General features: G+C 73.8%; 22 protein-coding genes and 2 pseudogenes. 12 read left to right on the top strand and 12 right to left on the bottom strand.

All coding sequences use genetic code 11. The features are described from left to right. Nucleotides 1-258 precede the first annotated feature (258 nt). On the top strand, nucleotides 259-669 hold the full coding sequence (locus FRZ03_RS36170; protein WP_146469299.1) for a hypothetical protein: 411 nt from the start codon (nucleotides 259-261) through the stop codon (nucleotides 667-669). Here the strand turns inward: FRZ03_RS36170 and FRZ03_RS36175 are convergent. Next, entirely contained in the window at nucleotides 622-1,932 is a 1,311-nt protein-coding gene (locus FRZ03_RS36175; RefSeq protein ID WP_146469300.1) for a streptophobe family protein, read from the bottom strand. The genes FRZ03_RS36170 and FRZ03_RS36175 overlap by 48 nt on opposite strands. Nucleotides 1,933-2,134: 202 nt before the next feature. On the opposite strand from FRZ03_RS36175, the gene FRZ03_RS36180 reads away from it, so the two are divergent. Next, the gene (locus FRZ03_RS36180; protein ID WP_146469301.1) at nucleotides 2,135-2,587 is read left to right on the top strand and encodes an ATP-binding protein; all 453 of its coding nucleotides are present in this window, start codon (nucleotides 2,135-2,137) and stop codon (nucleotides 2,585-2,587) included. Nucleotides 2,588-2,647: 60 nt separating this feature from the next. On the opposite strand, the gene FRZ03_RS36185 is transcribed toward FRZ03_RS36180, so the two are convergent. Continuing rightward, complete coding sequence (locus FRZ03_RS36185; RefSeq protein ID WP_146469302.1) at nucleotides 2,648-3,535, bottom strand: RNA polymerase sigma factor SigF; 888 nt, start codon at nucleotides 3,533-3,535, stop codon at nucleotides 2,648-2,650. Between the two features lie 279 nt (nucleotides 3,536-3,814). Here FRZ03_RS36185 and FRZ03_RS36190 point away from each other — a divergent pair, with 279 nt between their 5' ends. Further along, entirely contained in the window at nucleotides 3,815-4,297 is a 483-nt protein-coding gene (locus FRZ03_RS36190; protein ID WP_146469303.1) for a VOC family protein, read from the top strand. 4 nt (nucleotides 4,298-4,301) lie between these two features. On the opposite strand, the gene FRZ03_RS36195 is transcribed toward FRZ03_RS36190, so the two are convergent. Together FRZ03_RS36195 and FRZ03_RS36200 are read right to left on the bottom strand one after the other, a co-directional pair. Further along, nucleotides 4,302-5,198, bottom strand: coding sequence for an aminoglycoside phosphotransferase family protein (locus tag FRZ03_RS36195; RefSeq protein ID WP_261399490.1), 897 nt, complete (start codon nucleotides 5,196-5,198; stop codon nucleotides 4,302-4,304). Between the two features lie 46 nt (nucleotides 5,199-5,244). Beyond that, a complete protein-coding gene (locus tag FRZ03_RS36200) occupies nucleotides 5,245-6,246 on the bottom strand; it encodes a zinc-binding alcohol dehydrogenase family protein (RefSeq protein ID WP_186785809.1) in 1,002 nt (333 codons plus the stop codon). Between the two features lie 311 nt (nucleotides 6,247-6,557). Here FRZ03_RS36200 and FRZ03_RS36205 point away from each other — a divergent pair, with 311 nt between their 5' ends. From FRZ03_RS36205 to FRZ03_RS36220, 4 genes and pseudogenes are all read left to right on the top strand, one after another. Continuing rightward, the gene (locus tag FRZ03_RS36205; protein ID WP_146469305.1) at nucleotides 6,558-7,352 is read left to right on the top strand and encodes a VOC family protein; all 795 of its coding nucleotides are present in this window, start codon (nucleotides 6,558-6,560) and stop codon (nucleotides 7,350-7,352) included. A gap of 33 nt (nucleotides 7,353-7,385) precedes the next feature. Next, nucleotides 7,386-8,081, top strand: a complete 696-nt coding sequence (locus FRZ03_RS36210; protein WP_146469306.1) for a ribonuclease H family protein — start codon at nucleotides 7,386-7,388, stop codon at nucleotides 8,079-8,081. A gap of 10 nt (nucleotides 8,082-8,091) precedes the next feature. Further along, nucleotides 8,092-8,295: pseudogene (locus FRZ03_RS36215) on the top strand (aldo/keto reductase); the annotation flags it as partial. Between the two features lie 52 nt (nucleotides 8,296-8,347). Next, on the top strand, nucleotides 8,348-8,845 hold the full coding sequence (locus FRZ03_RS36220; protein ID WP_146469307.1) for a DUF6328 family protein: 498 nt from the start codon (nucleotides 8,348-8,350) through the stop codon (nucleotides 8,843-8,845). Between the two features lie 90 nt (nucleotides 8,846-8,935). On the opposite strand, the gene FRZ03_RS36225 is transcribed toward FRZ03_RS36220, so the two are convergent. The 5 genes from FRZ03_RS36225 to FRZ03_RS36245 form a co-directional block, all read right to left on the bottom strand. Then, nucleotides 8,936-9,361 carry an SsgA family sporulation/cell division regulator gene (locus tag FRZ03_RS36225; RefSeq protein WP_146469308.1) on the bottom strand — a complete coding sequence of 142 codons (426 nt, stop codon included), beginning with the start codon at nucleotides 9,359-9,361 and terminating at the stop codon, nucleotides 8,936-8,938. 81 nt (nucleotides 9,362-9,442) lie between these two features. Beyond that, nucleotides 9,443-10,414 carry an LLM class F420-dependent oxidoreductase gene (locus FRZ03_RS36230; RefSeq protein WP_146469309.1) on the bottom strand — a complete coding sequence of 324 codons (972 nt, stop codon included), beginning with the start codon at nucleotides 10,412-10,414 and terminating at the stop codon, nucleotides 9,443-9,445. 56 nt (nucleotides 10,415-10,470) lie between these two features. Then, nucleotides 10,471-11,433: a pyridoxal-phosphate dependent enzyme gene (locus FRZ03_RS36235; RefSeq protein ID WP_146469310.1), complete on the bottom strand. Its 963-nt coding sequence runs from the start codon at nucleotides 11,431-11,433 to the stop codon at nucleotides 10,471-10,473. An 86-nt stretch (nucleotides 11,434-11,519) separates the two neighbouring features. After that, a complete protein-coding gene (locus tag FRZ03_RS36240) occupies nucleotides 11,520-12,197 on the bottom strand; it encodes an AIM24 family protein (protein ID WP_146469311.1) in 678 nt (225 codons plus the stop codon). Nucleotides 12,198-12,256: 59 nt separating this feature from the next. Continuing rightward, nucleotides 12,257-13,417, bottom strand: coding sequence for a serine hydrolase domain-containing protein (locus tag FRZ03_RS36245; protein WP_146469312.1), 1,161 nt, complete (start codon nucleotides 13,415-13,417; stop codon nucleotides 12,257-12,259). 310 nt (nucleotides 13,418-13,727) lie between these two features. Here FRZ03_RS36245 and FRZ03_RS36250 point away from each other — a divergent pair, with 310 nt between their 5' ends. Together FRZ03_RS36250 and FRZ03_RS36255 are read left to right on the top strand one after the other, a co-directional pair. Further along, nucleotides 13,728-15,521, top strand: a complete 1,794-nt coding sequence (locus FRZ03_RS36250; protein ID WP_146469313.1) for a M4 family metallopeptidase — start codon at nucleotides 13,728-13,730, stop codon at nucleotides 15,519-15,521. A gap of 325 nt (nucleotides 15,522-15,846) precedes the next feature. Next, nucleotides 15,847-17,166 carry an SGNH/GDSL hydrolase family protein gene (locus FRZ03_RS36255; protein WP_261399491.1) on the top strand — a complete coding sequence of 440 codons (1,320 nt, stop codon included), beginning with the start codon at nucleotides 15,847-15,849 and terminating at the stop codon, nucleotides 17,164-17,166. On the opposite strand, the pseudogene FRZ03_RS40855 reads toward FRZ03_RS36255, so the two are convergent. Next, nucleotides 17,094-17,288 (bottom strand): annotated as a pseudogene (locus tag FRZ03_RS40855) (UBP-type zinc finger domain-containing protein); the annotation flags it as partial. The gene FRZ03_RS36255 and the pseudogene FRZ03_RS40855 overlap by 73 nt on opposite strands. Nucleotides 17,289-17,396: 108 nt before the next feature. Here FRZ03_RS40855 and FRZ03_RS36265 point away from each other — a divergent pair. Next, on the top strand, nucleotides 17,397-18,263 hold the full coding sequence (locus tag FRZ03_RS36265) for a universal stress protein (RefSeq protein WP_146469315.1): 867 nt from the start codon (nucleotides 17,397-17,399) through the stop codon (nucleotides 18,261-18,263). Nucleotides 18,264-18,278: 15 nt separating this feature from the next. Here the strand turns inward: FRZ03_RS36265 and FRZ03_RS36270 are convergent, their stop codons facing one another. Both FRZ03_RS36270 and FRZ03_RS36275 read right to left on the bottom strand, forming a co-directional pair. Beyond that, nucleotides 18,279-19,046, bottom strand: a complete 768-nt coding sequence (locus FRZ03_RS36270) for an MBL fold metallo-hydrolase (protein ID WP_146469316.1) — start codon at nucleotides 19,044-19,046, stop codon at nucleotides 18,279-18,281. Nucleotides 19,047-19,132: 86 nt separating this feature from the next. After that, a complete protein-coding gene (locus FRZ03_RS36275; RefSeq protein WP_146469317.1) occupies nucleotides 19,133-19,762 on the bottom strand; it encodes an alpha-ketoglutarate-dependent dioxygenase AlkB in 630 nt (209 codons plus the stop codon). A gap of 128 nt (nucleotides 19,763-19,890) precedes the next feature. On the opposite strand from FRZ03_RS36275, the gene FRZ03_RS36280 reads away from it, so the two are divergent. Both FRZ03_RS36280 and FRZ03_RS36285 read left to right on the top strand, forming a co-directional pair. Beyond that, nucleotides 19,891-20,538, top strand: coding sequence for a TetR/AcrR family transcriptional regulator (locus FRZ03_RS36280; protein ID WP_146469318.1), 648 nt, complete (start codon nucleotides 19,891-19,893; stop codon nucleotides 20,536-20,538). Nucleotides 20,539-20,617: 79 nt separating this feature from the next. Next, nucleotides 20,618-22,291: an FAD-binding dehydrogenase gene (locus FRZ03_RS36285; protein WP_146469319.1), complete on the top strand. Its 1,674-nt coding sequence runs from the start codon at nucleotides 20,618-20,620 to the stop codon at nucleotides 22,289-22,291. The last annotated feature ends 31 nt before the right edge of the window (nucleotides 22,292-22,322 follow it).

The raw sequence follows: 22,322 nt of genomic DNA on the forward strand, positions 1-22,322 counted from the left end.
GCCGACCCGGTGTGAACACCTTGCCGCACAGCCGCCCGGCGGGTCGATTACCTCCGGGGTCATGCTCCGGCTCCCTCCGGGCATCGGGTCATTCCGGCCAAAAAGGGTGGGGTAAATGCCGACAGACTGGCCGGAAAGTCGTGGTGACAGTGTTTCGGCCGTGGCGATACTCGACAACGAGGGGCACTTCACCGCACGGAGCCGCACGGAGAGCGAGGTCCGCCCGGCACACCCGGACGAGGCGACGGGGAGTGATACGTGCACGACGAGTTCCTGTGCCATGTCACGGCATACGGGATGTGCGACGGACGGCGCATCGGCGTCCCGCTCGGCACCTACCGCGCGCCCACGCTGGCCCTGGCCCTGTGGTGGCTGCGCGACCGCGCGTCCTGGATCGCCGAGCGGCTGGACCCGAGCCCGGAGGCCGCCCCCTTTCCCGCCGGGGCGCTGGTGCCCGTCGCGGACACGGTGGCCGACGTCCCCGCCCTGCTGCGCGCCTGGTGCGCCGACGACGGCCAGCAGGAGCGGGTGGCCGACGAACTGGCGGACGGACGGCTGGTCAGGATCGCCGCCAGTGACGACACCACCGAGTACGAACTGCTCGCCGAGTCCGTCGACGCGCTACGGATGCAGCGCACCGTGCCCGCGCTCGTCGTGCCCATCGGCTGACCCGCCCGGCGCGCGGCGGCGGCGCAGCGGGCGGGCGAGCAGCGCGCCCAGGAAACCGGCGACCAGCCCCCACAGGGCGCCCAGGCCCACCGCCTGCCACAGCAGCGGCCGCAGCAGCAGTTCCCCGGACAGACCGCCGCCCAGATCGCCGATGCCCAGCAGGGACAGCCCGTAGTGCGCGGAGATCCGGCACAGCAGACCGATCGCCGGCACGGTGAGCGCGAGCGCGACCCCCAGCCGGGCGGCGGCCGGCCACAGCGGGGCACCGGCCGGCGAGCGCAGCGCCGCCCGCACGGCCGCGACGAGCAGCAGCGCCCCGGCGGCCACCGGCAGCCACCACATCCGCCCGTCGTACCCGGTCAGCGTGCGCAGGTTCACCTCGGAGACGCCCGGGGTGCGCAGCAGCACGTCCAGGACGTGCGGCACCGGCAGCCCGAACGGGCCGTCCACCCGGCCGTGCCAGGTCGCCCCGAGGCCGATGGTCAGCGCGGGCCAGACCAGATTGGGCAGGCCGAGCAGGATCAGCGCGAAGGTCGCCCGGGCGTGCCCCCGGGTGCCCGCCGTGACCAGCGCGACGACGAGGCCCACGGCGACGGCGGCCAGCAGCAGTTCCACCATCGCCCGGGCCGCGGGCCGCACCCGCCCCCGCCACCGCGGCAGCCGCCCCGGCAGCGGCACCCCGTCCGCGACCACCAGTGCCACCAGCAGCACCCCGGCCAGCCACAGCAGCGCGAACAGCACGCTCGACGGCACGTCCGCGGCGAACCCGACCCGTGGCTCCACCTCGAACAACTGCGTGAGATCGCTGAGGGTCCCGCTGCCCACGTCCACGGCGAACGTCTGCCGGGCCGCGAAGGCGAGCCCGGTCAGCGCGAGCAGCCACAGCACCACGATCCGGGCGGCCCAGCGGGCCAGTTCCCCGGCCGAGGCGACCGTGCGGTGCCGCAGCGGACGCAGAAAGCCCGCACCGATCACCAGGGCACCGGTGAGCGCCACCGACAGGGGGAGTACGGTGATACCGGCCTCGGTCCTGGCCAGGGCACCCGCGTTCCCGGTGAACCGGATGCTGCCGCCGACCGCCGTGACCACGGTGGCGGCCAGCACCCGTGGGAACGCGCCGTCCGGCAGTCCCGCCGCACCCGCCGCCCACAGCCCGGCCGCGGCCACCAGCACCATCACCGCGAGCCCGGTCAGCACCACGGCCAGGGCCTCGGGCAGGCCGTGCCGGGCGGCGGGCCGCGCGGAGACGGTCACAGGGCTCACGCCTGCCACGCTAAGCAGCGGCCGGGCGTCCTGCCCGCCGGGTGGTCCGTCCGCGCGCCGCCCCGGCCGGGCCGGCGCCGTGACGCGTGCCACTGTGCGCGGTGGGCGAACGCCTGGACTGCACGGCGCGGCTCGGGGTAGGAGGACAGGTGCGACGCAGACGACCGAACGGACGGGGCCCGTGGCCCGCGAGGAAGACAGTATGACCGAGCACCTGGGCGGGGCAGTGATACCGACCGGTTTCGACGTACCCGTCGAGCCGCTGAGACGCGCGACGCACTTCACCGGCGAGCCCGGCTGCATCGCCGAGGCACGGGCGTTCGCCGCCCAGTTCCTCGAACAGCTGCGGACCGAGTGGTGCGCGCGGATCGACCGCGCCGTGGACGGCGAGCTGCTCCTGCTGGTCAGCGAGCTGATCACCAACGCCGACCGGCACAGCGACGGCCCCTACATCCTGGAACTGGAGGGCACGGACGCGGCCGTCGCCGTGTCCGTCAGCGACAGCAGCACGGCCCTGCCGCACCTGTTCCCGAAGAACCCGCAGCGCGTCGGACGGCACGGCCTGGAGATCGTGCACGCCCTCGCCACCGAGGTCGTCGTCGAGCGCATCCCCGTCGGCAAGCGCGTGATCGCCCGCCTCGCACTGCGCCGCTGAACGCCCGGCGCGCGTCACGGCCGCCCGGGACCGTCCCAGGTTCCCGGGCGACCCGCCGGCTCAGGCGCAGCCGAGCTCGCCCAGCATGCCCTGGCGCAGCCGGCCGATGATCCGCTTGATCAGCCGCGAGACGTGCATCTGGGAGCAGCCGAGCCGTTCCCCTATCTCCGCCTGGGTGGCCTCCTCCACGAACCGCAGATGGATGATCTGTCGGTCCCGCTCGCTCAGCTCCGCCATCAGCGGCGCCAGCGCGTGGAAGTCCTCCACCAGCCGCAGCCCCTCCTCCTCCACGCCGATGAAGTCGGCGAGCACCGCCTCGCCGTTCTCCGGGCCGTCGCCGGTCAGCGCGGCGTCCAGGGAGGAGGAGTTGTAGCCGTTGGCGGCGAGCTGGCCCTCGATCACCTCGTCCTCGGACAGGTTCATCAGGGTGGCCAGCTCGGAGACCGTCGGCTCACGGTCGAGCCGGCTGGACAGCTCCTCGCGCGCCCTGGCCAGCTCCACCCGCAGCTCCTGGAGCCGCCGCGGGACGTGCACCGCCCAGGTGGTGTCCCGGAAGAACCGCTTGATCTCGCCGACGATGTACGGCAGCGCGAAGGAGGTGAACTCCACCTCCCGGGAGAGGTCGAACCGGTCGATGGCCTTGATCAGGCCGATCATGCCGGTCTGGACGATGTCCTCCATGTCGTCGCCGCGGCTCCGGAACCGGCCGGCCGCGAACCGCACGAGCGACATGTTCATCTCGATGAGGGTGTTGCGCGCGTACTGGTACTCGTGGGTGCCCTCCTCCAGCTCGGTCAGCCGGCGGAAGAACTGGCGGGACAGCGAGCGTGCGTCCAGCGGGGCCACGGCGGAGGGATCGGCGATGCCGGGCAGCGCCTCCTCGCCCGTCCCGTCCTGCCCGGTTCTCTCGATGACCGCTGCCTGCACCCGCTTCCCTGCGGTGTCCATTACCTCTCCCCACGAAAGTCACGGTCCGGCGCCGTTCGGCTCGCGTCGGTCCCTGCGCTGCTGTGCCTCCGCGCGTACCCCGCAATCGGCGTCTCATGCCCGCCGGCGGGGTCGCTCACGGGGCGGGTACCCCCCGTGACACGGCGCATGCACCCGCCGGGCGGCACTGGCGTGAAACCGCCGGTGCGCGCCGGCACCACCCGGCGCGGAACACCGATGACTTCCGGCTCCGGCGGGAGTCTGTACAGCTGAATCCGTTCCTCCATCCGGAAGGTGCTCATGACCACCGACGGTTTCCTCACATGCCTCTGGTTCGACGGCCGCGCGGAGGAGGCCGCGCATCACTACGTCTCGATCTTCGAGAACTCCCGCATCGACCGCGTCAGCCGCCACACCGCGGCCGGCCCCGGCCCGGCGGGCTCGGTGCTGGCCGTCGAGTTCACGGCCAACGGCCAGCGGTTCATGGCGCTCAACGGCGGCCCTCAGTTCACCTTCAACGAGTCGATCTCCTTCCAGATCCTCTGCTCCGGCCAGCGGGAGATCGACCACTACTGGACCAAGCTCACCGAGAACGGCGGCGAGGGCGGCTCCTGCGGCTGGCTCAAGGACCGCTACGGCGTCTCCTGGCAGGTCGTCTACGACCGCCTGCTCACCCTGATGAGCGACCCGGACCCCGAGAAGGCCGCGCGCACCGCCCGCGCCATGCTGGGCATGGGCAAGCTGGACGTGGCCGCGCTGGAGCGGGCGTACGCGGGGGAGTGAGCGCTCACCCCTCCGTCAGGATCTCGCCGATCACATGGCGGGAGTTCGCCGCCAGGGGCGGGTTGGTGTGCCAGTAGTAGGGGAGCTGGATCAGGGCCACCGACAGGGCCCAGCCCCGGCCGCGGGCCCACTCGGCGTCGTCCGCGTCCACTGCCTCGCGGAAGGCGGGCCGGGCGGCGGCGGGCAGCAGGTTCCAGGCCGGCATCAGATCCACGGCGGGATCGCCCACGCCCGCGCAGCCGAAGTCGATGACCGCGCCGAGCCGGTCGCCGTCGACCAGGACGTTGCCGGGTGACAGGTCGCCGTGGGACCACATCGGCGGGCCGCTGTGCCGCGGGGCGCGCAGCGCCCGCTCCCACAGCGCGGTGACGGCGGCCGCGTCGATCCGCTCGCCCAGCTCGGCGATGGCCGCACGGGTGGGCGCGTCCCGCTCGCTCAGGGCGCCGCCCCGGTAGCCGGCCGGCGCGTCCCCGGGGGGCACCCGGCGCAGGGCGCGGACGAACCGCCCGAGGTCCTCGGCCAGCCTCCGCGGCCCGGGCACGGCGCCCGCCGTCGGGTTGGCGCCCTCCAGCCAGCGGTAGACGGACCAGGGCCACGGATGGTCCTCGTCCGGCTCGCCCCGGCCCACCGGCTCGGGCACGGCCACCGGGAGCAGCGGGCCGAGCCGGGGCAGCCAGCGCTGCTCATGGGCCACGCCGGGGACCGCGCCGGGGTGCCGGGGGAGCTGTACCACCAGCTCGGTGCCCAGCCGGAACATGGCGTTCTCCGTGCCCGAGGACACGAGTCGCCGCACCGGCAGCCCGGCCCACTCGGGAAAGCGGCGGGCGATCAGCCGCCGGACCAGCGCGGCGTCGATGCCGACTTCGTCGGCGTGCATTCTCTGCGCGTTCACGGCCCCCATCCGAGCGCCCCGGGGCCCGTGCCGTCGAGGGATTTCGGGCGCCCCGTCACCCGGGTACCAGCACCGCCGCGCCGTCGAAGCGGCCCGCCTTCAGATCGCGCAACGCCTCGGGGGCCCGGTCGAGCGGATAGCGGTGGGTGGTCGCGCGGACGCCGTAGCGGGCCGCCAGCGCGAGGAACTCCCGGCCGTCCGCACGGGTGTTGGCGGTGACGCTGCGCACCTCCTTCTCGTAGAACAGGTCCGTCTCGTAGTGCAGCGGCGGCACGTCGGTGAGGTGGATGCCCGCGAGCGCCAGCACCCCGCCCCGGTCCAGGGCGCGCAGCGCGACCGGCACCAGCTCGCCCGCCGGGGCGAAGAGGATCGCCGCGTCCAGTGGCTCCGGCGGCGGCTCGGCCAGGTCCCGCGCGGAGGCCGCGCCCAGCTCCAGGGCGAGCCGGCGCGACACCTCGTCGCGGGTGATCACATGCACGGTCGCGCCCTCGGCGAGCGCGACCTGGGCGCACAGATGGGCGCTGCCCCCGAAGCCGTACAGCCCGAGGCGGCCACCGCGCGGCAGCCCGGAGCGGCGCAGCGCGCGGAAGCCGATGATCCCGGCGCACAGCAGCGGCGCCGCCGGCACGTCGTCCAGCGCCTCGGGCAGCCGGTAGGCGAACGGCGCCGGGACGGTGGTGTACTCGGCGTATCCGCCGTCCGCGTCCCAGCCGGTGTAGCGCGAGCGCGGGCACAGGTTCTCGTCGCCCCGGGCGCAGTAGGCGCACACCCCGTCGGTGCGGCGCAGCCAGGCCACGCCCACCCGGTCGCCGAGGGCGAAGCCGAAGACCTGCGCCCCGGTGCCGGCCACCTCGCCGACGACCTCGTGGCCGGGCGTCACCCCTGCCCGGTGCACCGGCAGGTCGCCCTCCGCGACATGCAGATCGGTCCGGCACACCCCGCACGCCCGCACCCGCACCAGCAGCTCGTCGGGCCCGGGCTCGGGCACCGGCCGCTCGATCTCCTTCAGCGGCTCGCCCTCGACCGGTCCCTGCTCCACCACTGACCACGCCCGCATCGCCGCTGCCGTCATCGCCCGTGCCCTTCCGCGGAAGTCCGCTCCCCTCCCCAGTGTCCGGCAGGCCCCCGCTCGGCGCGCGGCCCGGCCAGGGGCTGGCTAGTGCTGTGGCTGGAAAGGTTTGCCGGGAAGCTCGCGGCGTCCGGTGCGGTGCATCGCAAGGCGGAGCATGACCCGCGTACTGGATGTACTCGGGTGATGCGACAACGCGGCGAGGTGCCGTGCCGGGCGTCGCGAGCCGGTGAACCTTTCCGGTCGCAGCGCTAGCGTGGGCAGACGGGGGCCGGCACGACACCAGGAGGGCGGCGCCGATGGCCGTACAACCGGAAGGAACCCCCTGCTGGGCCGATGCGATGTTCACCGACCTGGAGGGCGCCAAGAAGTTCTACGGCGAGGTCCTCGGCTGGACCTTCGGCGCGTCCACGTCCGAGTACGGCAACTACACCCAGGCCTACGCGGACGGGAGGGCGGTGGCCGCCGTGGTCCCGCCCATGCCCGGTCAGGAGGGGCAGTCGCAGTGGTGCCTGTACTTCGCCTCACCGGACGCCGCCGCCACGGCGGAGAGGGTACGGCGGGCCGGCGGCGACGTGCTGATGGAGCCGATGCCGATCGCCGACTTCGGCACCATGTGCCTGGCCCGCGAGCCCAGCGGGGCCGTGTTCGGGGTGTGGCAGGCGGGCACCCACGAGGGCTTCGAGGAGACGGCCGTCCCCGGCGCCTACTGCTGGGCCGAGGTCTTCACCCGTGAGCCCGAGCGGACGGACGCCTTCCTCACCGCGGTCTTCCCGTACCGGGCGCGGGACCTCGCGGACGACGCGGTGGACTTCCGGGTGTTCGACGTGGGCGAGGAGACCGTGCTCGGCCGGATGCGGATGACCGACGACTTCCCGCCCGAGGTGCCCTCGTACATCAACGTCTACTTCGCCGTCGCCGACTGCGACGCTGCCGTCGCCGCGGCGGTCCGGCTCGGCGGCGTCGTCCGGTTCGGGCCGATGAGCAGCCCCTTCGGCCGGTTCGCGGCGCTCAGCGATCCCCAGGGCGCCGACTTCTCGGTGATCGACGTCATGACCACAGAGGGCGAGCCGCCCCGGATCGAGGGCCCCTGACCGGACCGGACCGGGCACCCGCGCGGTCGTGGGATGATCGTGCGCATGCGTGAACGAGTGGTGGCCGCGTGCGACGGGGCTTCGAAGGGAAACCCCGGACCGGCCGGATGGGCGTGGGTGGTCTCGGACGACGACGAGCGGACGCCCGCTCGCTGGGAGGCGGGCCCGCTCGGCCGGGCCACCAACAACGTCGCCGAACTCACCGCCCTGGAGCGGCTGCTGACCGCCGTCGACCCCGAGGTGCCGCTGGAGGTCCGGATGGACTCCCAGTACGCCATGAAGGCCGTCACCACCTGGCTGCCGGGCTGGAAGCGCAACGGCTGGAAGACGTCCGCCGGCAAGCCGGTCGCCAACCAGGAGCTGGTGGTGCGCATCGACGCCCTCCTGGACGGCCGCTCGGTGGAGTTCCGCTACGTCCCGGCCCACCAGGTCGACGGCGACCCGCTCAACGACTTCGCCGACCGCGCCGCCAGCCAGGCCGCCTCGGTGCAGGAGGCGGCGGGCAGCGCGCTCGGCTCGCCGGTGCCGCCGCCCTCGCCCGACACCCCCAAGTCGGCCGCCCCCCGCAAGAAGACGGTCCGTCGCGGCGGCGGCGCGTCCTCCTCGCGCACCCTCAAGGCGAAGTTCCCCGGCCGCTGCGTCTGCGGCCGCTCCTACGCGGCCGGCGAGTCCATCGCCAAGAACGCGCAGGGCTGGGGCCACCCGGAGTGCCGCACCGCGGAGGCCTGAGCGGGCGGTCGGGGGCACGCCGGCCCAGCTGGCGCTGCGCTGGATCATCGAGCAGGAGGGCGTCACCACGGTGATCCCCGGCGCCCGCAACCCCGAGCAGGCCCGCGCCAACGCGGCCGCCGCCCAGCTGCCGCCGCTGCCGCAGGACACCCTCGCCGCGATCCGCGACCTGTACGAGAAGCGGATCCGGGAGCAGGTCGAACACCGCTGGTGACGGCCCGGACGCCCACCGTTTGAAGGAACGGCCGGGCGGTTACCTGCATCGCATGACCGAGGACGGACGTCGCAGAGGACGACACGAGACCGAGGAGGAGCGGGCGGACCGGATGTGGGGTGAACTCATCCAGGAGGTCCGCGTCGCCCAGACGGGCGTGCAGATCCTGTTCGGCTTCCTGCTGACCGTCGTCTTCTACCCGAAGTTCACCCGGCTGCCCGTCGACGACCAGCACATCTACATCGTCACGGTGGTCCTCGGCGCCTGCACCACCGGCGCCCTCATCGGGCCGGTCTCCCTGCACCGGCTGGTCGCCGGGCGCCGGATCAAACCCCGTGCGGTGCGGCTCGCCGCCCGGCTGACCTTCGTGGGCCTGGTCATGCTGCTCGCCACCACGACCTCCGCCCTGCTGCTCATCCTCCGGGTGGCCACGCACGACAGCTATGTGCCCTGGCTGGTCACGGGGGTCGTCGTCTGGTACCTGGTGTGCTGGTTCGGCCTCCCCATGTGGGTCCGCCGCCGGCACACCACCCGCGGGGACGACGTCTGAGCGGCCGCCGCGGGCGGGGTCCTCGGCCGGGTCGATCGCGTCGGCCCTGCCGAGGAGCTCGCCCCACGCCGCGGGACGTCTCCCGACGGCTCAGCCGGCGGCCAGGATGTCCGCCAGCAGATCGTCCACCGGGGCCCGTTCACAGCCGGGCGGCACCACGGCGTGGGTCTCGCGCAGGAACCCGGCGACGGCCGGCGCCCACGCGTACACCACCGCGCGCTGCCGGCCGCCGTCGGGACGGGTGTCGCCGAGGAACTCCATGCGCAGTTCGTGCCCCGCACCGGTGCCGACCGGGCGCAGCCGTACGTCGCCGACGCCGACCGGCCCGGCCAGTCCGGCGGCCAGCATCTCCCGGTCCAGGCGCCAGCGGGCCAGCACCCGGCCGTCATGGGCGAAGACGGCCGTGACGGCGAACGGGTCGGCGGCGTCGTAGCCGAGATGGACGAACACCGGGCACCGGCCGGTACCCGGCGTGTGGAGCTGCACCACCATGGACGTGTGCGCGGACGTGTTCACGCGAGGACCTCCGGGACGATCGGCGTGGATCTTCCGGGTACCCCGGTTCGGCGGAAGTTGACATCGCCGGACGCGCGGACGTCAGTCGAACGCCTCGCGCAGCGCGGGCAGCAGGGTCTTCGCCGACCAGTCCAGGAACTCCGGCTGGGTCTCGCCGCCGATCTGCACGAGGGCGATCTCCCCGAATCCCGCCTCGGCGTACGGGCGTACGGCCGCCACGAAGTCGTCCGGGTCGTCGCCGCACGGGATGGAGGAGGCCACGTCGTCGGGGGTGACGAACTGTGTCGCGGCCGCGAAGGAGTCCGGGTGCGGCAGTTCGGAGTTCACCTTCCAGCCCAGCCCGAACCAGCGGAACTGGCTGTGGGCGCGCTCGACGGCCGCGTCCCGGTCGGTGCCGTAGCTCACCGGCAGCTGGCCGACCCGGGGCTTTCCCTCACCGCCGTGCCGGTCGAAGGCCTCCAGCAGATCCGCCTTCGGCTCGGTCGCGATCACCAGGTCGGCGAGGTGCCCGGCGAGCCGGCAGGACTGCTCGCCGGAGACCGCGACGCCGATCGGCGGCGCCTGCTCCGGCAGGTCCCACAGCCGGGCCGACTCCACGTCGAAGTGCTCGCCGTGGTAGGTGACGTGATCGCCCCGGAACAGCGCGCGGATGATCTCCAGGGCCTCCTCCAGCATCTCGTGCCGCACGTCCACCGGGGGCCAGCCACCGCCCACCACATGCTCGTTGAGGTTCTCACCGGCGCCGAGACCGAGCCGGAACCTGCCCTCGGACAGCAGCTGCACGGTGGCCGCCTTCTGCGCGACCACGGCCGGGTGGTAGCGCCGGGTGGGACAGGTCACGTAGGTCATCAGCGGAATCCGCGAGGTGGCCTGGGCCGCGGCGCCGAGCACGCTCCACGCGTACGGGGAGTGGCCCTGCGCGCGCAGCCACGGAAAGTAGTGGTCCGAGGTCACCGAGAAGTCGAACCCGGCCTCCTCGGCGCGCACCACATGGTCCACCAGCTCCCGGGGGCCGGCCTGCTCGGTCATCATCGTGTATCCGATTTGCACCATGCGGGCCGAGTCCCCGGGCCGGCCGCCGGAAAACGGCCGAGGGCGGACTGCCGGAGTCATCGCAGGCCGAAGCGGTCCGCCCAGTCGGTCAGCTCACCGAACGAGGTGTTGCCGCCGCACACCACGAGCCCGATCCGGGCGCCCGGGCCGACCCGGGAGACGATCTCGCGGGCGGCGGGCAGCAGGCAGCCCGCGGCGGGCTCCGCCCACACCTTGGCGTGGTCGGCCAGCTCCAGGCAGCCCCGCACGGCCTCCCGGTCCGGTACCACCAGCACCTCCTCGACCAGCTCGCGGACATGGTCGTAGGTCAGCCGGGAGACGGCGGGCGGGCTGAGCGTGGTGACCACCGAGGACAGTGGGACCGGCACCGGACCGCCCGCCTTCAGCGCGGCGGACATCGACTCGGCGCCCTCCGTCTCCACGCCCCATACCCGCACGCCGGGGCGGCGGGCCCGCAGCGCCGCCGCGACGCCCGCGATCAGGCCGCCCCCGCCGACGCTGACGACGACGTCGGTCGGCTCGTCGTCCGCGTCCTCGGCCAGTTCCAGGCCGACCGTGCCCTGCCCGGCGATCACCACCGGGTCGTCGAACGGATGGACGAGGGTCAGCCCCTCGTCCCTGAGCGTGTTCACCAGTTCGAAGGCGCTGTCCATGCCGTCGGTCAGCCGCAGCGTCGCCCCGGCCTCCTCGGCGAGCGCGAGGGAGCGGGCGGGCGCGGTGCGCGGCATCACCACGGTCGCCTTCACATCGAGGGCCGCCGCCATCGCCGCGAGCGCGACGCCGTGGTTGCCGCCGCTGACCGCCACCACGCCGGCCGCCCGCTCGGCCTCGCCCAGCGACAGCAGCTTCGCCGCGGCCCCGCGGGCCTTGAACGAGCCGGTGCGCTGGAGGAGTTCGAGCTTGACGGTGACGGGGACGCCGAGCAGTGCGCCGAGCCCGGGGCTCGCCACGGTCGGCGTCCGCACGATGTGCGGGGCGATCAGCCGGGCGGCGGCTTCGATGTCCGAGATGCCGATCAAGGTGCTTCACCCTTCCGGCGCGGGGTGGGAACCGCGCCGCACGCACCTTGACGCGTGCGGCGATCCCAGGTCAACGGCGTTTGCCGTCAGTGCTGTTGCGGCTTGTGCTGGGTCAGTTCGCTCGGCCGTACGACGACGAAGCCCTCGCCCCGCAGCATCAGCTGGACGGCCTCCCCGGAGCCGCCCCGCAGCATCGACCCCACCGACTGCGAGCGGTGCAGCGAGGTCTCCAGCCGCTCGGTCCAGCCGACCACCGCGTCCGTGTCGACGTACACCGGCTGCCGCGCCGACACCGGGATGACCAGCGGGTCGCCCTCGCACACCAGGCCGAGCCGGCCGTGTCCGCCGAACACGCTGTTGAACAGGCCGCCCGCGGTGATGCCGGTGCCCTTCACCGTCCTGATCTCGTACGACAGCGTCGAATCGAAGCACAGGACGTTGCGGCCGTTCACGGTGAACGTGTCGCCGGGCTCGATCTCCAGGACGAAGCAGTTCTGCGCCTCGTGCGCGAGCCAGACCTCGCCCTGTCCGCGCACCGCCATCAGCGGCAGCCCCTCGCCGGTGACCGCGCGCTTGAGCATGCCGCCGACGCCCTGGCCCTTGCGCTCGAAGCGGAGGCTGCCGCGGTGGGCGACCATCGCGCCCTGCCGGGCGTACATCTCGCCGTCCACCGTGTACTTGAGGCACTTGGCGTTCTCGACGGACATGCCGGGTTCGGCGGTGGGGCGCACCACGTACCGACCGGAGAAAAGATCACCCTTCATGGGGGAATCCTGGCCCGGAAGGGGACGTTCCGCCAAGATCGTGATCCGCCCGACGGGGATCAGCCCTTCTTCGGCTTGCCGCAGAACGCCGAATCGAGTGTCCCGGCAAGGGTGTCGAGCACCTTGCCGTTGTTCGAGGTGGTGGCGACGGCGGTCATGCGGCGGCCGCCGTCCTTGGTGGCGAACGCGTACGTGTAGTAGCCCTGCACCGTGCCGGTGTGCCCGTAGACGGAGATGCCGCAGGACAGGTCGCGGCGGCGCAGCCCGAGCCCGTACGCGGTCGTGGCGTTGACCGGCGTCGTCTTCTCCATCTCGGCGAGCCGTGCGGCGGACAGCAGCCTGCCGCCCAGCAGCGCGCCGTAGAACGTGTCGAGGTCCCGCGCGCTGGAGATGACGGCGCCCGCGCTCTGCGCCCAGGAGGCCGTCTGGTCGGTCGCGTCCACCAGCGGGTCGCCCGCCGTGTCGGGGGTGAGGTAGCCGTGGGCGTGGGCGCCGGGGATGCGGGTGTCGGGGTGGACGTAGAAGGTGTCGTCGAGCTTCAGCGGCTCGAAGACGCGCTCGCGGTACTCGGTCGCCACGGAGTGCCCGGTGAGCTTCTCGATGAGCATGCCCGCGACGACGAAGTTGGTGTTGGAGTAGGAGTAGGCGGCGCCGGGCGCGTTGGTGCGCGGGTGCTTCAGGGACAGCGCGACCAACTCGCGGTAGGTGAAGACCTTGTTCCGCACCGCCTCGAAGCCGGGCACGCTGTCGGCGAACATGTCGTCGGTGTAGTCGTACAGTCCGCTGCGGTGGCTCAGCAGGTGGCGGACGGTGATCCGGTCGTCCGGCAGCAGTCCCGGCAGATACCGGTCGACGGGCGCGTCCAGTGCCAGCTTGTGCTCGTCGACGAGTTGCAGCAGCACGACGGCCGAGAAGGTCTTGGTGACGCTGCCGACGCGGAACCGGTCGCCCGCCGCCATGGCCCGCCGGGTGTTCCGGTCGGCGAACCCGTGGGTGGCGGTGTAGACCGTGCCGTGGTCGTCGATCCGGGCCAGTGCGCCCGGCGCGCCCTGGGCCACCGCCGAGCCCAGCACCCGGGCGAGCCCCGCGGCATCCGGCGCCGGAAGCCCGGCCGCCGCCGGGGACCTCACCTCCCCGGTCGCGGCCTGCGCCGGCACCGCCAGCAGGGCCAGCGCGACCGCCCCGAGCACCGCGCCCCTGCCCACCGTGGCTGACACCATCGGGCATCCACTCCCATCCGTACGTCGGCTGATGCGACATCAGTCACATTCCGGCCTGGGAACCTAGGGGATGGAGGCGGCATCTCCACAGTCGACACACAGCTGGTCATGCAGCGATCACTCTCTGGCCTTGGTTTGCAAAAGATTGCCATAGAAGATCGCGAAATGGATCATTCCAGCTTTACGTGCACATGACTGTTCCGTAAGGGTGACTCCCGGGGGCCCGACCAGCCCCCGTGGCGCCCAATCGCGCCATGTCACGGGGCGGTTGAGGATCCCGCCGCCCTCAACAGAAGGAACCCTGATCAGATTGCGTAAACCGCACATACGCTCGGTGGCGGTCGCCGTCGCGGTGACGACGGCTGCCACGGGCCTGGCCGGTACGGCCTTCGCGGGACCCGCCACGACGGGGCAGGCGCGCTCCGTGGCGTCCGCCACCACCGGCACCGACACCGCCGTGGTGACCGCGGCGCGCACCGCGGCCTTCGCGCACGCCACCGCGACCGGTGTCACGCAGGGCGACGAACTGCGGGCCCAGGACGTCATGCTGGACCCCGAGGGCGCCCGGCACGTCCGCTTCGAGCGCACCCACGACGGCATGCCGGTGCTCGGCGGCGACCTCGTGGTCCACCTCGACCGCGCGCTTCGCTACACGGGCGTGACCCGCGCCGCCGACCACACCGTCGAGCCGGCCGCCGCGACCCGGGCCAGGCTCACCGCCGGCCAGGCCGCCGCCAAGGCCGCCCAGGCCGCCAAGGGCGAGGCGGGCACCGCCCGGCTCGTCGTGGACGCCCGGGGCGGCGCCTCGGCGCTCGCCTACCAGGTGACCGTGACCGCCGAGGACGGCACCAACACCGTCGTCGTGGACGCCGTCACCGGCAAGGTGCGCAGCAACACCCCCGACAGCGACCAGTTCCTGTCGCCGAAGCTGCTCGCCTCCCTGCGCAAGAAGGGCGTGACGCTCGACCCGGCCGTCGGGGCCGCGCGCAGCGCCGCCCTGGCCGGCTCGGGCGGCACCGCGGGCGCCACGACGTCGTACCCGTCGGCCGCGAGCGGCACCGGCAAGACGCTCTTCGTCGGCAGCGTCGGCCTCACCACCACGCAGACCTCGCGCGGCCATTACCAGCTCGCCGACCCGACCCGGTACGGCACCGAGGTGCGCGACGCCAAGGGCAGGAGCACCGAGAGTTTCGGCGCCGGCGCGAAGTTCACGAGCACCACCAACGTGTGGGGCAACGGCACGACCGCCAACCGTGCCAGCGCCGCCGCCGACGCCCAGTACGGCATCGCCAAGACCCTGGACTTCTACAAGAAGACGTTCGGGCGCAAGGGGATCGCCGGCAACGGCAAGGCAGCCCGCGGGATGGTCCACTGGGGCGACAAGGTCGCCAACGCGTTCTGGGACCCCAACTGCGCCTGCATGCTGTACGGCGACGGTGACGGGCGGACCTTCAAGAAGCCGCTGGTCGTCCTGGACGTCACCGGTCACGAACTGACCCACGGCGTGGTGGACTCCACCGCGAAGCTGGAGCCGACCTACGTCGACCCGTACGGCAACCAGTACGGCGAGCCGGGCGCGCTCAACGAGTCGCTGGCGGACATCTTCGGCTCCAACGTCGAGTTCTTCGCGGCCAACAAGAGCGACACGCCCGACTACCTGATCGGCGAGAAGCTGGGCATCGGGCAGAAGTTCCTGCGCCGCCTGGACCACCCCTCGCTCGACAAGCTCGAAGGCACGATCGACTACTGGACGCCGGACACCTACGACACCGAGGTGCACGCGGGTTCCGGCGTCTCGTCGCACGCCTACTACCTCCTCGCGGAGGGCAGCGGCAAGAAGACGATCAACGGTGTCGCCTACGACTCGCCGACGTACGACAGGTCCACGGTGAAGGGCATCGGCCGCACCAAGGCCACCGCCGTCTTCTACCGGGCGCTCACCCGCTACATGGTCTCCACGACCGACTTCCACGACGCGCGCGTCGCGACGCTGAAGGCGGCCCAGGACCTGTACGGCGCGGGCAGCACCGAGTACAAGACGGTGGACAAGGCGTGGGCCGCGGTCGACGTGACCGCCGCCAACACGCCGGCCGCCAGGCACTGACGCCCCTCGCACCACCGGATGCCCCGCCCCGCGCGGGGCATCCGCATGTCCGCCGCCGATCCGCCGGACGCTCTCGACGACTCCCCGGACGGGCCCGACTCCGGGCACGCGGGGCACGCGCGGCACCCGCATCGTGGCGCCTCCCCCGGGCACCCGCCCCGGCGGCGGGACCGGAACCGTACGGCGGGAGGGACAGCGGATGGGCACCCCTGGTGAGAGCGCCCACCGAGGTGCGCGGCCGGCGTGGCGGCGCGACCATGACGAGCGTGGGACACGCCGACACGTCCCCCGGGGCCCGGCCGGGACCCGGCGGACCGGGCACCCCGTGAACGGCCGGTGCGGACGCGGCTGCCGCGTCGCCGCCGCCCTGCTGACGGCCGTCGCCTGCCAGGCCGGGCCGGCCCGCGCGGCGCCCCACCTGCCCGGCGCCGCCGGCCGCCCCTCCGGCGTGGTCACCTGGGCGGCGAGCGCCGAGCGGCTGGGCCCGGGCGCGGCGGACCGGGAGTACCGGATGATCGTGCACACCAGCGTCGGCGGCACCGCCCTCCGCGTCCGCTTCACCAACGCCTTCGGGGACCGGCCGCTGACCCTCGACCACGTCCACGCCGGACCGCGCCTGCGCGGCGCCGCCCTGCGGCCCGGCGGCAACCGCCCGGTGACCTTCGGCGGCGCCCGCCGGATCACCCTGCCCGCCGGCGCCACGGCCTGGAGCGACCCGCTGCCCGGCCGGCTGCCGGCCGGCGCGGACCTCGCCGTCAGCCTGCACACCCCGCACGCCGCCGGACCGGCCAGCGGCCACCGGATGGCGTTGCGGACGTCGTACACCGGACAGGGCGCGCACACCGCCGAGCCGGGCGCCGCGCACTGGACGGGGACCACCGGCTCCTGGTGGTACCTCGACGCCGTCTCCGTACGGCCGGACCGCCCGGCGACCGGCGCCGTGGCCGTGCTCGGCGACTCCCTCACGGACGGCGAGAGGTCCACCCCCGACACCGACCGCCGCTGGCCCGACCACCTCGCCCGGCGCCTGCGCGCGGCCCGCGCCGCCGTCGAGGGCGTGGCCGACGAGGGCATCTCCGGCGACAAGGTGCTCGCGGACGACGCCGGGCCCAGCGCGCTGCACCGGCTGGACCGGGACGTGCTGTCGCTGCCGGGGGTGCGCACCGTCTTCCTCTTCGAGGGCGTCAACGACCTCAAGGCCCGCCCCGGCGCCACCGCGGCCGACCTGATCGCCGGGTACCGGCGGATCGTGCGGCGGGCGCACGCGGCCCACCTGTGCGTGGTCGCCGCGACCATCGGCCCGTTCAAGGGATGGCCGGAATGGAACCCCGGCGTCGAGGCCGCGCGCCGGGAGGTCAACCGGTTCGTCCGCACCGGCGGGGCGTTCGACGCCGTCACCGACTTCGACCGGGTGCTGCGCGACCCCCGTGACCCCGAGCGGCTGCGGCCGGACCTCGACGGCGGCGACCATCTGCACCCCGGCGACCGGGGCATGCGGGCCCTCGCCGACGGCGTCGGCCTGGACCGCCTGGAGTGCGCCCGCCGGGCCGTACGCCCCGCGCGCGCCGGGGCTCACCCCGACGTGCGCGCCCAGTCCTCGGGCAGCCGCCCCGCGGGACCCGGCACCGGCTGGTCGGCGGGATGAGCCGCGGGCGGGGCGAGTTCGGGCCCCGAGGTGTACAACTCCTCGGTGGTGTAGTCCCAGAACCACTGCTCGCCCGGCTCGAAACTCCGGATCACCGGGTGCCCGGTGGCCCGGTGGTGCGCGGCCCTGGTTCGTCCGGACGGACGCGGGGCCGGGGGCGGGCGGCGCCACGCGGTGCCCGATAGTGGGCACCGGCAGCACGCACACGTGGGACGACGAGGAGACCAGGCATGGCACGGGCGATCACGGCAGGGACGGACGGCACGGAGGAGAGCCGGGCCGCGCTCGACTGGGCGGCCCGGGAGGCCGTGCGCCGGGGCCTGCCCCTGCGGGTGCTGCACGCGTGGACGTACGCAGACACGCTCGCCGGGGCCGGCCGGGAGACCCAGCGGGGCTGGGCGGAGCAGGGCGTGGCGGAGGCGGTGCGCGCGCTCGCCGAGCGGCACCCGAAGCTCACGGTGAGCGTCGACGTGGTCGAGGAGGGGGCCGTGGCGGCACTGGGCCGCGCGGCCTCGCGGGACGAGATGCTGGTGCTCGGCTCGCGCGGGCACGGACCGGTCGTCGGCTTCCTGCTCGGCTCCGTCGGACAGCAGGTCGTCGCCGAGGCCACCCGGCCCGTGGTGCTGGTGCGGGCCGGTGACCGCCCGGCGCTGGAGGCGGCCGGGCGGGAGGTGGTGGTCGGCCAGCACGGCGACCCGGAGGACAGCGCGGCCACCCTGCGCTTCGCCTTCGAGACGGCGGCGGCCCGCGGCGCCACCGTACGGGCCGTACGGGCGTGGACCCTGCCGCCGGTCTTCGCCTACAGCCCCGGTTCGCTCAGGCTGCTGGACGAGGCCGGCGGGCTCGAACCGTACGAGAGGCAGGCGCTGGCCGACGCGCTGCGGCCCTGGCGCGAGCGGTTCCCGGGGGTCGCGGTGGCCGAGCAGGTGGAGATGGGCAGCGCCGGGCAGGTGCTGCTGTCGCTGGCCGGCCGGGCCCAGCTGATGGTCGTCGGCCGCCGGGCCCGGCGCACCGCCGTGGGCGCCCGCATCGGCTCGGTCGCCCACGGCGTGCTGCACCACGCGGACTGCCCGGTGGCGGTGGTCCCGCACGCGTAGCGCGGGACATGAACTCTAGGCCCCGCGCCGGGCGTTGCGGCCGGCCCGGTCCCGTGCCTGTTCCGCGGCGGCGCGCATCGCGCCCCGGTGGACCGGGCCGTGGCCGGGCAGCAGGGTGTCGCCGTCGAGCGCCGCGATCACGTCCAGGGAGTCCAGCACCTGGCCGCCGTCGTGGTGGAAGAAGCCGTGCAGCAGCTGCGGCCCCTTGACCCGCGAGGTGGCGTGCCCGCTGACCAGGGCGTCGCCGGAGATCACGATGCCCGCCTCGGGTAGGTGGTAGACGCAGTGGCCGTCGGTGTGGCCGGGCGTGTGCACGGGCACCGGGCGGCCCGGCAGGTCCAGCGCGCCCTCGGCGGGGAACGGCTCGGGCGCGGTGACCGGGTTGTGCTCGATGCCGCCGACCTTGATGACGTGCGCCGCCCAGGGCAGCAGCCCCGGCCGCCAGGCGTTGCGGACCACGTCACCGATGGTGGCCTGGTGCAGGAAGTCCCGGCGGGCGTGCGGCACTTCGGCCGGGTGCAGATAGACGGGGGTGCCGTGCGTGGTGCGCAGGTACTCGGCCGAGCCCAGGTGGTCGTTGTGCGCGTGGGTGATCAGCACCGCGGCGACCGCCTCCGGTGAACCGCCCACCGCCGCGAGGGACTCCAGCACTCCCGGCCGGTCCCCGGGGTAGCCGGTGTCGATCAGCGTGATGCCGTCCCCGTCCTTGAGGATCACCCAGTTGACGTTGTTGCCGTGCACCAGATAGGTGCCGTCGGCGACTTGGTGTACCTGTGCCCGCATGCTCTCTCCGCCCCGGGTGTCGTTGATCGTCGGGAGGACAGCCAATCAGATCGAACACCGCGGGGCGCAAGGGGCCGGCCGGAGTCTCAGCGCACGCCCTGCGGCCGGAACTGGATGCTGATGCGCGGTCCCGCCGCCCGCGCCGTCTTCGGCACGCAGTGCTCCCAGGTGCGCTGACAGGAGCCGCCCATCACGATCAGATCGCCGTGCCCGAGCGGCCGCCGCACCGTCGCGCCGCCCCCGCCGGCCGGGCGCAGCAGCAGATCGCGGGGCTCGCCCACGGAGAGGATCGCCACCATGGTGTCCTCGCGCGAGCCCCGGCCGATCCGGTCGCCGTGCCAGGCCACGCTGTCCCGGCCGTCGCGGTAGAAGCACAGCCCCGCGGTGGTGAACGGCTCGCCCAGCTCCCCGGCGTAGTGCCGGGACAACGCCGCACGGGCCTCGTCCAGGACCGGGTGGGGGAGCGGGTCCGCCGCACCGTAGAAGGCCAGCAGGCGCGGTACGGCGACCACGTTGTCGTACATCTTGCGGTGCTCGGCGCGCCAGGGCACCTCCGCCGCGAGCTTTTCGAACAGGGTGTCGGCGCCGCCGAGCCAGCCCGGCAGTACGTCGATCCAGGCGCCGGCGCCCAGCACGGTCCGGCGCAGGCCGTCGAGCGGGCCGAGGCGCAGCTCGTCGGTCTGGTCGAACAGGGAGCCCTGGAGGTGCGTGGCCATGGAGCCCAGCGTACTCCTTAATCGAAAATACGTTCCATTTGATCACCGGCGGCACCGCCGCGCCGCACAGGCCCTTTCGATACACCGATGTATTGGATACATTCCCGTATCGAAAGCGAGGTGCCGCCATGCAGGAGACCGCCGAGCGCGTCCCCCGGCGCCGGGCGCACACCCGCGCCCGGCTGCTCGACGCCGCGTTCCGGGTGTTCGCCGCCAAGGGCTTCGGCCGGGTCTCCATCGAGGAGGTCTGCGAGGCGGCCGGATACAGCAGGGGCGCCTTCTACTCCAACTTCGCCACCCTGGACGAGCTGTTCTTCGCCCTCTACCGGCAGCGCGCCGACCTCATCGCGGACCAGGTCGCGGGCGCCCTCGCCGAGGACGGCCCCGGCCTCGACGTACCGGCCGCCGTGGACCGCGTCACCGCGGTGCTGCTGCTCGACGTGGACTGGCTGCTGGTGAAGACCGACTTCCTGGTGCACGCCGCCCGCGACCCGGTCGTCGCCAAGGCCCTCCTCGACCACCGGGCCCGGCTCCGGGAGGCCGTCGCCGACCGCCTCTTCCGGGCCCGGGGCCACACCGCGCTGCCCGCCGTGCTCGGCGACGTGGCGGGCGCCGCGCACGCCGTGGTCGCCGCGTACGACGGCGTCACCGTCCAGCTGCTGCTGGACAAGGACGTCGAGCGCGCGCGGGCCTGGCTCAAGCAACTGCTCACCGCGCTGCTCACCGACGGCGGCACCGCGCCGCCCACCGCCTCCACCCCCTCGTCCACGCGCTGAGGCACCCACGCGCCGAGGCAGTCACGCGCCGAGGCACCCACGCACTGCATCCCCGCACTGAGGAAGGAAACCCCACGTCATGGACGCGGACGTCATCGTCGTCGGAGCGGGCCTCGCCGGCCTGGTCGCGGCCCACGAACTCACCAGCCGGGGACGCCGGGTGGCCCTGGTCGACCAGGAGAACAGCGCCAACCTCGGCGGCCAGGCGTACTGGTCCTTCGGCGGGCTCTTCCTCGTCGATTCCCCGGAACAGCGCCGCATCGGCATCAAGGACTCCCTCGAACTGGCGTGGAACGACTGGCGCGGCAGCGCCCAGTTCGACCGGACCGACGACGAGGACTCCTGGGCGGTCGAATGGGCCCGCGCCTACGTGGAGTTCGCGGCCGGTGAGAAGCGGTCCTGGCTGCGGGGCCACGGCATAGAGCTGCTGCCCACCGTCGGCTGGGCCGAGCGCGGCGACCTCAGGGCCGACGGACACGGCAACTCCGTGCCCCGCTTCCACATCGCCTGGGGCACCGGCACCGGAGTGGTCGGACCCTTCGTCGAACACGCCCGGCAGGCCGCCCGCGACGGACTGCTGACCTTTCATCACCGCCACCAGGTGGACGAACTGGTCATCGAGGGCGGCACGGCCCGCGGCGTGCGCGGCACCGTGCTCGCCCCCGACGACGCGCCGCGCGGCGTCGCCACCAACCGCGAGCGCGTCGGCGACTTCGAACTCACCGCCCAGGCCGTCGTCGTCACCACCGGCGGCATCGGCGCCGACCACGACATCGTGCGCCGCCACTGGCCCGCCCGCCTCGGCACACCCCCCGCCGAGATGGTCACCGGCGTGCCCGCCCACGTCGACGGCCGCATGCTCGACATCAGCGCGGCGGCCGGCGTCCGGCTGGTCAACCGGGACCGGATGTGGCACTACACCGAGGGCCTGCGGAACTGGGACCCCGTCTGGCCCGGCCACGGCATCCGCATCCTGCCCGGCCCCTCCTCCATCTGGCTGGACGCCCTCGGCCGCCGGCTGCCCGACCCCTGCCTGCCCGGCTACGACACCCTCAACACCCTCAAGTACCTGCGCACCACCGAGGACATCGCGGGCTACGACCACTCCTGGTTCATCCTCACCCGGAAGATCATCGAGAAGGAGTTCGCCCTCTCCGGCTCCGAGCAGAACCCCGACATCACCGCCAAGGACCGCAAGGCGGTGCTGCGCGACCGGGTCCTCGGCAAGGGGGCGCCCGGCCCGGTGCGGGCCTTCCTCGACAAGGGCGCCGACTTCGTGACCGCCGGATCGCTGGAGCACCTGGTCGAGAAGATGAACGGCCTCACCGGCAAGCCGCTGCTCGACGCCGCCGAGGTGCGCCGCCAGATCGAGGCCCGCGACCTCCAGATGGCCAACCCCTACAGCAAGGACTCCCAGATCCAGGGCATCCGCAACGCCCGCCGCTATCTCGGCGACCGCCTCGGCCGGGTCGCCGTCCCGCACCGCCTGCTGGACCCGGCCGCGGGCCCGCTGATCGGCGTACGGCTGCACGTGCTCACCCGCAAGACGCTCGGCGGCATCCAGACCGACCTCGACTCCCGCGCCCTCGGCACCGACGGCAACCCCGTCGAGGGGCTGTACGCGGCGGGCGAGGTGGCCGGCTTCGGCGGCGGCGGGGTGCACGGCTACAACTCCCTGGAGGGCACCTTCCTCGGCGGCTGCCTCTTCTCCGGCCGCGCCGCGGGCCGGCACGCCGCCCGCCGGACGGGCTGAGCCCGGCCGTCCGGCGCCACCCGGCCCCCGG

Source organism: Streptomyces misionensis (assembly GCF_007896895.1).
GTDB lineage: Bacteria > Actinomycetota > Actinomycetes > Streptomycetales > Streptomycetaceae > Streptomyces > Streptomyces misionensis_A.